Below are 6,125 nucleotides of genomic sequence, written 5' to 3' on the forward strand. Positions count from 1 at the left end.
CAGTGCTAGTTCGGTCCTCAATATTTTAATATATGGCGCTGTCCATTTTAACAAGACAGCGCCTAGCATGTTGGCTTGTATTGTTCTTCGATTAAGACTGTTTTCATTTTTTTATTATCTCCTTGTGCGCCCTTAGCACTCCTTCCCCAGCCGAAATACAAAACTCCCTTGAAAAAATAGCCGGTAACCTGTGTTATCGGCTATTTTGACGATTTTCGCGTAAGATGATATCACTTTTGGTATTATGTATTACTAAATCAAATAATTTGATTATGGACAGCGTCTTAGTTTTATTTCGTGACAATGACAGCATAAGCAGTATAGATGGACTTATAAAAGAGATAGAGTGAAGGCGTATCTCCCATATTTCGTGGTAAACTTCGCCAGTGTCTTATTTCTTTAAGAAAAAAGACTTCTAGCGTGATGTTGTGAGTACATTCGTACTCACTTTTTTTGCTCTCAAGCAGGTGCTACCTATCCTCAAATAGACTTGTGGCTAATCTTTATTAGTTAATGGGTATTAGGTGCAACAGGTTGCATGCATTGAGTTGCTTAGCTTTGAAGCCAGGTGCAACCTATTGCACCTTAATATACTTGAGGTTAGTCGTAGCCTAGAAGGCTACTAACATCATACACCTCTCCAGTGGTATAGGCTTGATAAAGATAATTGACTACATGGTGAATACGAAGAGGCAAGTACATAAAACAAAGCCATACTTCATCAATTGTCAGGCAGTATATAGGATCAGTTAATTTTAACTTTTGGAAAACATGGTTTACATCGTTTAAGAATGGTTCAAGCCATAAGTAAGAGTCATGGTATGTGAATGTAATGCTTTCATCATTTATGGCTAAGGTTAATTGATAACACTCTTCTCCATCACTTGAATCAAACCTTTTATCACTCAAGATTTTCCAACTTGTTTTGCTTGGCTCAATAAGAGAAAGTATTTTTTCCCATAAATTATAAAGCTGATAGAGTTCAAGAGCGTTGTACTGAATAATACAACAATCAGGTACTAACATGTAAAGCATGCCACTTATACGGCCAGTATCAAATAAGGAACCATCTATATACTCTTCAACACCTACTTCATCCATATATTGTTTTTGATTTTCTTTATCTTCAATATATTCATACCTAGTGTCTAGGTATTTATTTAAAATGGACTCAGTGCTTGAATAGTCTGACTTGTTGTTTACTGGTACTCCATTTTGTTCTAGTAGCCCAATAATGATTTGTGTTTGTTGGACGATGCCTTTATCCCAAAAATTAGAGAGATACTGATCTAGCTCTTTTATTATTCTGTCTGAATCCATTACTGCTCCTTGAGTTTACACGACAACATCTGCCCTCCCCTACTCCACTTCAATTAATCAAAGCAATGTGGATTATGGGTGCAACCTGTTGCATATATTACGTTATCGCTTGATTAGAGTGTGAATTAATAGGATGAACTTGTGTTATATGACTGATGTATGCAACAGGTTGCACCTATTGCATTGTGGGTGATACATACAAGTGATTTGACCATTTTATGATCATGTGCAACAGGTTGCACATAGAATGCTATAAGGTGCTAAGCTGCCTAGTATGGTTATTGTGTAAGCAATAAGTGCAATAGGTTGCACCTATTGATTTATGTAGCGTAGGGGGACATATGAAGGCAAAAATTATAGCTTTGGCTAATAAGAAGGGCGGGGTAGGGAAGTCGAGTACAGCAATTAACTTAAGTGTATCGCTTGCAAAATTAGGGTATAGGACATTAGTGCTTGATCTTGATGGACAGGCCAACACTACATCATGTTTAGTGAATAACTTTCGTGAGCTGAAGTACACGATTATGGACTTATTCATGAATAGAAAGTTAGCAGCGGGAGAAGCTGTGGTTGCTGCTAACCCTGGTGGTGAGGTTATAGATAACTTATTTATTATTGGTGCACATTTACAACAACAGGATGCATATGATTTTGTAAATAATCGTGCTGGCCGAGACTCAATTCTAAAAAAACATCTTGCACCTTTAGTGGATCAGTTTGATTGTATATTGCTGGATAGCCCCCCAGATGTTGGCCCTGCCACTATTAATGCTTTGAATGCGGCGGATTTAGCACTGATTCCTATCGATGGTTCTTTTAGTCTGGATGGTGTTGCTGATATTTTGAATATTATCGAGGAAGTTGATAATAATCGGCTTGATTATCTTATCTTGTTTAATAAGTACGACCTAAGAAGTACGAGCATCAATACTAAAATGTCTGATTTAGTAAGTGAATACAACGTAGCAAGTACGAAAGTTCGCACAAGTAAACCCATTAACAATGCTCAAATGGATTATGTTCCCCTAACAATGCATAAGGGTGACAGATCTGCGGTGGAAGACTATGACAAGTTGGCTCAAGAGGTGATGGATGTTTAATCGTCGGTTGGGAGTAAAACCAAAGCCTAAAGCGGTTCCTACTAGTACAGTTACAGAACAATCTAGCAGAGAGAGTACATATAAACGGCCGACCAAAGGAGTGAAGCTGACTAAAACGGAGTCTGAAAATCTTGAGAAGCTGACAAAGTTGCTACGTACTGAGACTGGCGAGAATGTTACAGATAACAAGACATTAAGAGCATTGACATACTTGGCAGATGACCCGAATGTTGTAGAAGCGCTTGCTGAAGTAATTAGAAAGCAGTTGTCATAGGTGCAACTTATTGCACCTATTGAAAATACTAGCTTATAAGATGTATGCAATGTGTTGCACCTATAGAGGGGCCTAGCGATTTTCCTGTAACTAGACAGATACTTCAAAAAGGATTAAATTGATTAAAATAGTCAATTTGATCAATATGAGGTGCGTAAATGGAAAGTTTGAATGCGAGCGAGGCTAAACGTGAGTTTGGCGAGCTATTGATTAAAGCTCAGTATGAGCCTGTGGGAATTAATAAGAACGGTAAACCTGTTGCTGTAGTGATGTCAGCTGCTGAATATGAGACGTTTGCAAGGCTCAAAGAAGAAAGCTTAAAAGCAGCGATACATGAGGGCTTAAAGGACATCGATGAAGGTAATGTTATTGATGGTGTGTCAGTGATTGAGCGGTTGAAAAATAAGGTGGTGTAGTGAGTAGTTTTAAGTTTACTGCAAAAGCCGAAGTTGATTTAGAAAGTATCGTTGACTACACAAGAGAACAATGGGGACAGCAGCAAGTAAATCAATACCTGGATGGGCTTATGGAGCTGTGTGGTGCACTTGCTGATAGGCCCTCATTAGGACTAAAAAGGGCTTCTCTAAGCTCAGACTTACGCAGCTTTCCCTATGAAAGTCATATCTTATACTACCAGCCACAACCACATGGAATAACTGTGGTCAGGGTTCTTCATAAGCGCCGAGATCCTGTTAAGCATCTTTAATTCTGGGCCAACAGTTAATCATAGCTACTGATTTTCTTCTCGCTTATGAATGTGATTCCCTTATTTGTAAGCCCTATAGTAAGAGGTTATAAACTTTAATACACTATAAAAATTACCCATAACATTACCCATGTTTAGGATGAGGCTGCATGAAGTTCTTTTTGACACGCGAAGAGTTTTACACAATAGCAAAAGGACGCAAGTTCGGTGATGATATGCTTCAAGCGCTGTATATGGTGCTTGTGCAGCATCACAAATATCAAGAAGCAGCAGACCAGACAGGTGTTAATGTACAAATGATTGGTAAAAACTGTCGTCGATTGCGTCAAGCATACTTAGAGTCTTCTGCGCCAGAGGGGTGGTTGACTACAAAGGTGAGCTATCCACCTTCTATGCAGTCTGATGTTGATGCATTGCTGGCAAAGCTTGAGATAATGAAAATAAAGCAGATAAGGGATCAGGAGCAAGGCCCTAGCTAGGGCCAATGTCTACAATGAAAGGAATTCCTTCGAAAGTAGCTGGTAGCTCGTGATTTGCATTATTGAAAGCATTATCTAAACAAATATATTGATCTTTGCTAATTCGGATATATTCAGGTGCTTGTTTTACTGATAATTTGTAGTACTCAATATATTTATAGATTAGACTGACTGTTTGTTTAGCTCGTTTAGTGATTGGTTTTAACTGATTATTTTTATTGTTTTTCATGTGCTTTCCTCTCCATATTGTATGACCATAACTTATTGATTTTATTGTAAATATTTATTTCTCGAATTAACCGTTCTTTTTCTTTATTAAGATCACTAATTTCTTCTTTAAACTCGTTTATTTCACATTTCAGCTTTTCTATTTTACTGTAGAAGTTAATGACATTAACGTTTGTAAAACCTTGTAAATCACCAAGTTGTAATGTCATTCTTCTAAGAATGGTCATCATCAATATTTGCTCTGCACGCAGGTTATTCTCAGTGAATGAGAATTGATGATCTGAATTCTCTTTTTTAGGGTGATGACCGTGAATTACGCGAATATTGCGTTTATTGGCTTCTAATAAGCCCCAGTTTGTGGGTAAATCATCAACTTTTAATAAATTTGGTGGGGCTAGGAAGTACCTAAATTTGCCCATTCCTTTTGAAGAATCTTTTCTAAAAGGCTTTTTTCTATCTGCAAAAAAGTCACTTCTACTTGTTTTTACTTCAATTAAATATGATTCTCTACATCCATTTTTCCAGCCGATCGCGTCAGGAGACTCATTTGTATGAGTTGTTCTTAGCTCTGATAAAGCAAATGAGCAACCAACAGTATTTAGCAGCCAGTGTTTTGCTTGGTCGCATAATCTAGTGTGTTGCGATTGTTTCATTTCATATCCTTTGAATTAAAGAAAGATGAATCTGTCTTCATTAGCTAAAAGCTCATAACCAGCCATTTTGAAAACAAATGTAATACCAGTTTCGTAAGGATCAGGAAGATAAATAATAATGCATTCAATTTGCATGGTCAGAGAGTTCAGTGTCCAGCCATTTTGAGGGGCTTTATAAACTTTTACTTGTTCAATAGTTTCTTCAATAGCCCATAGCTCTAGGGGGCTGAATTTAATACTCTGAAAAAATGGCTTAGTTAATACAGATGTATTAACACTAATATTGTTATTCATTTGCATTTTCCAGGCTTGTTTTTAGATGAGGATTTGAGGCATCAAGCTCAGTGGCTTTCATGACGCCAAGTCCGAGGAGGTGAACGATTTCTGAATATGATAAATGACCATCTTTATCTGTTCTACGACACTCAAACTTGCACCCTGTGACATCTTGCCAGTGCTCTTTTACATCTGTAGATAGTTTTAAAGCAAACTCTTCTACTCCAACATCAATACTGATGTTCTCACCAAAATACGCCTCATTAAGCCCTTCAATACAACTTTTTCTTACCTTTATCGTCACTGTTTCAGTCATGGGGATCTCCCTTGTATATGTTACCCATTATATTACCCTTTATTTTTCGTTATCAAGCATGAATTGTTGGTATTTTAAGTATATAATTGATGATTGTGGGTAATATTATGAGTAATAATATTGGTTTGGTTTAAAATAGTGATAACTTCTAGGAAACTGGTAACAAGAAATTATTTAATAAATGGATAAAAAGAAGCTTAGCGATTTAGTGAGTCTTGTATTTTCCGGTAAGCTTATATTCGGAAAAAATGTTTTCGCATGACGGACTTCCGCAACAGGTTCGGTTTTTTGACTACACTGACTGGATAGCCGCCTTTTAGAGTACAACAAGTGTTTCGTTTAGCTCGTGTGGGTGATAAAGACAGTCAGGGTAATACTATTGTTGAAGGTAGCTCCAACATGAAAGACCAAGGCTTACCTGTTGCCCGTGTTGGAGACAAGCTCAGTGATGGAAGTGTTATCACTACAGGTAACCCCACCATTATGGTAGATGGTAAGCCTGCTGCGATAGTGGGCAGCCAAGTAAGCAACGGAAACACAATTATTGGGCCATGTAGTACTAAAGTTACCACAGGGTTTCAGGTTGGTGTAGATAACAGTCAACCAATTACACCGACTAACCTGCAAGCTGCAGGGTTTAATCCAAAGGTTCTGTCGCAAAAATTATTTAGCGTAAAAACAATCTTATTTTGGACACACTTAGCCTGCTAATGAGCAGAATTGTTCAAAAAGTGTTTTGTCTCTTGTCTCAGGGTTTGCCTGCGACGTTTTTC

The 6,125-nt window shown here is 37.6% G+C and carries 11 protein-coding genes; 6 read left to right on the forward strand and 5 right to left on the reverse strand.

Annotation, left to right across the window (positions count from 1 at the left end):
* Positions 1-600: 600 nt before the first annotated feature.
* The gene (locus ACQ96U_RS26840) at positions 601-1,320 is read right to left on the reverse strand and encodes a hypothetical protein (RefSeq protein WP_431724360.1); all 720 of its coding nucleotides are present in this window, start codon (positions 1,318-1,320) and stop codon (positions 601-603) included.
* 341 nt (positions 1,321-1,661) lie between these two features.
* On the opposite strand from ACQ96U_RS26840, the gene ACQ96U_RS26845 reads away from it, so the two are divergent.
* The 5 genes from ACQ96U_RS26845 to ACQ96U_RS26865 all read left to right on the forward strand — a co-directional run bounded on the left by ACQ96U_RS26845 (position 1,662) and on the right by ACQ96U_RS26865 (position 3,879).
* The gene (locus ACQ96U_RS26845; protein WP_431724361.1) at positions 1,662-2,420 is read left to right on the forward strand and encodes a ParA family protein; all 759 of its coding nucleotides are present in this window, start codon (positions 1,662-1,664) and stop codon (positions 2,418-2,420) included.
* A 100-nt stretch (positions 2,421-2,520) separates the two neighbouring features.
* Positions 2,521-2,694 carry a hypothetical protein gene (locus ACQ96U_RS26850; protein WP_431724362.1) on the forward strand — a complete coding sequence of 58 codons (174 nt, stop codon included), beginning with the start codon at positions 2,521-2,523 and terminating at the stop codon, positions 2,692-2,694.
* A 158-nt stretch (positions 2,695-2,852) separates the two neighbouring features.
* Positions 2,853-3,110, forward strand: a complete 258-nt coding sequence (locus ACQ96U_RS26855) for a type II toxin-antitoxin system Phd/YefM family antitoxin (RefSeq protein WP_431724363.1) — start codon at positions 2,853-2,855, stop codon at positions 3,108-3,110.
* Positions 3,110-3,400, forward strand: coding sequence for a type II toxin-antitoxin system RelE/ParE family toxin (locus ACQ96U_RS26860; RefSeq protein ID WP_431724364.1), 291 nt, complete (start codon positions 3,110-3,112; stop codon positions 3,398-3,400). Before ACQ96U_RS26855 ends, ACQ96U_RS26860 begins: the two co-directional genes overlap by 1 nt.
* Positions 3,401-3,549: 149 nt before the next feature.
* Positions 3,550-3,879, forward strand: coding sequence for a TrfB-related DNA-binding protein (locus tag ACQ96U_RS26865; protein ID WP_431724365.1), 330 nt, complete (start codon positions 3,550-3,552; stop codon positions 3,877-3,879).
* Here ACQ96U_RS26865 and ACQ96U_RS26870 read toward each other — a convergent pair.
* Genes ACQ96U_RS26870 through ACQ96U_RS26885 form a run of 4 tightly spaced genes read right to left on the reverse strand, consistent with a single transcriptional unit; the run spans position 3,872 to position 5,352 of the window.
* Positions 3,872-4,108, reverse strand: coding sequence for a hypothetical protein (locus ACQ96U_RS26870; protein WP_431724366.1), 237 nt, complete (start codon positions 4,106-4,108; stop codon positions 3,872-3,874). The genes ACQ96U_RS26865 and ACQ96U_RS26870 overlap by 8 nt on opposite strands.
* Complete coding sequence (locus tag ACQ96U_RS26875; protein ID WP_431724367.1) at positions 4,095-4,760, reverse strand: hypothetical protein; 666 nt, start codon at positions 4,758-4,760, stop codon at positions 4,095-4,097. Before ACQ96U_RS26875 ends, ACQ96U_RS26870 begins: the two co-directional genes overlap by 14 nt.
* A 15-nt stretch (positions 4,761-4,775) precedes the next feature.
* The gene (locus tag ACQ96U_RS26880) at positions 4,776-5,054 is read right to left on the reverse strand and encodes a hypothetical protein (protein WP_431724368.1); all 279 of its coding nucleotides are present in this window, start codon (positions 5,052-5,054) and stop codon (positions 4,776-4,778) included.
* Positions 5,047-5,352 carry a hypothetical protein gene (locus ACQ96U_RS26885; RefSeq protein ID WP_431724369.1) on the reverse strand — a complete coding sequence of 102 codons (306 nt, stop codon included), beginning with the start codon at positions 5,350-5,352 and terminating at the stop codon, positions 5,047-5,049. The genes ACQ96U_RS26880 and ACQ96U_RS26885 overlap by 8 nt, the downstream gene beginning before the upstream one ends.
* Positions 5,353-5,682: 330 nt before the next feature.
* On the opposite strand from ACQ96U_RS26885, the gene ACQ96U_RS26890 reads away from it, so the two are divergent.
* Positions 5,683-6,063 carry a PAAR domain-containing protein gene (locus ACQ96U_RS26890; protein WP_431724370.1) on the forward strand — a complete coding sequence of 127 codons (381 nt, stop codon included), beginning with the start codon at positions 5,683-5,685 and terminating at the stop codon, positions 6,061-6,063.
* Positions 6,064-6,125: the final 62 nt, after the last annotated feature.

This window comes from Zooshikella sp. RANM57 (genome assembly GCF_050749885.1).
Classification (GTDB): domain Bacteria; phylum Pseudomonadota; class Gammaproteobacteria; order Pseudomonadales; family Zooshikellaceae; genus Zooshikella.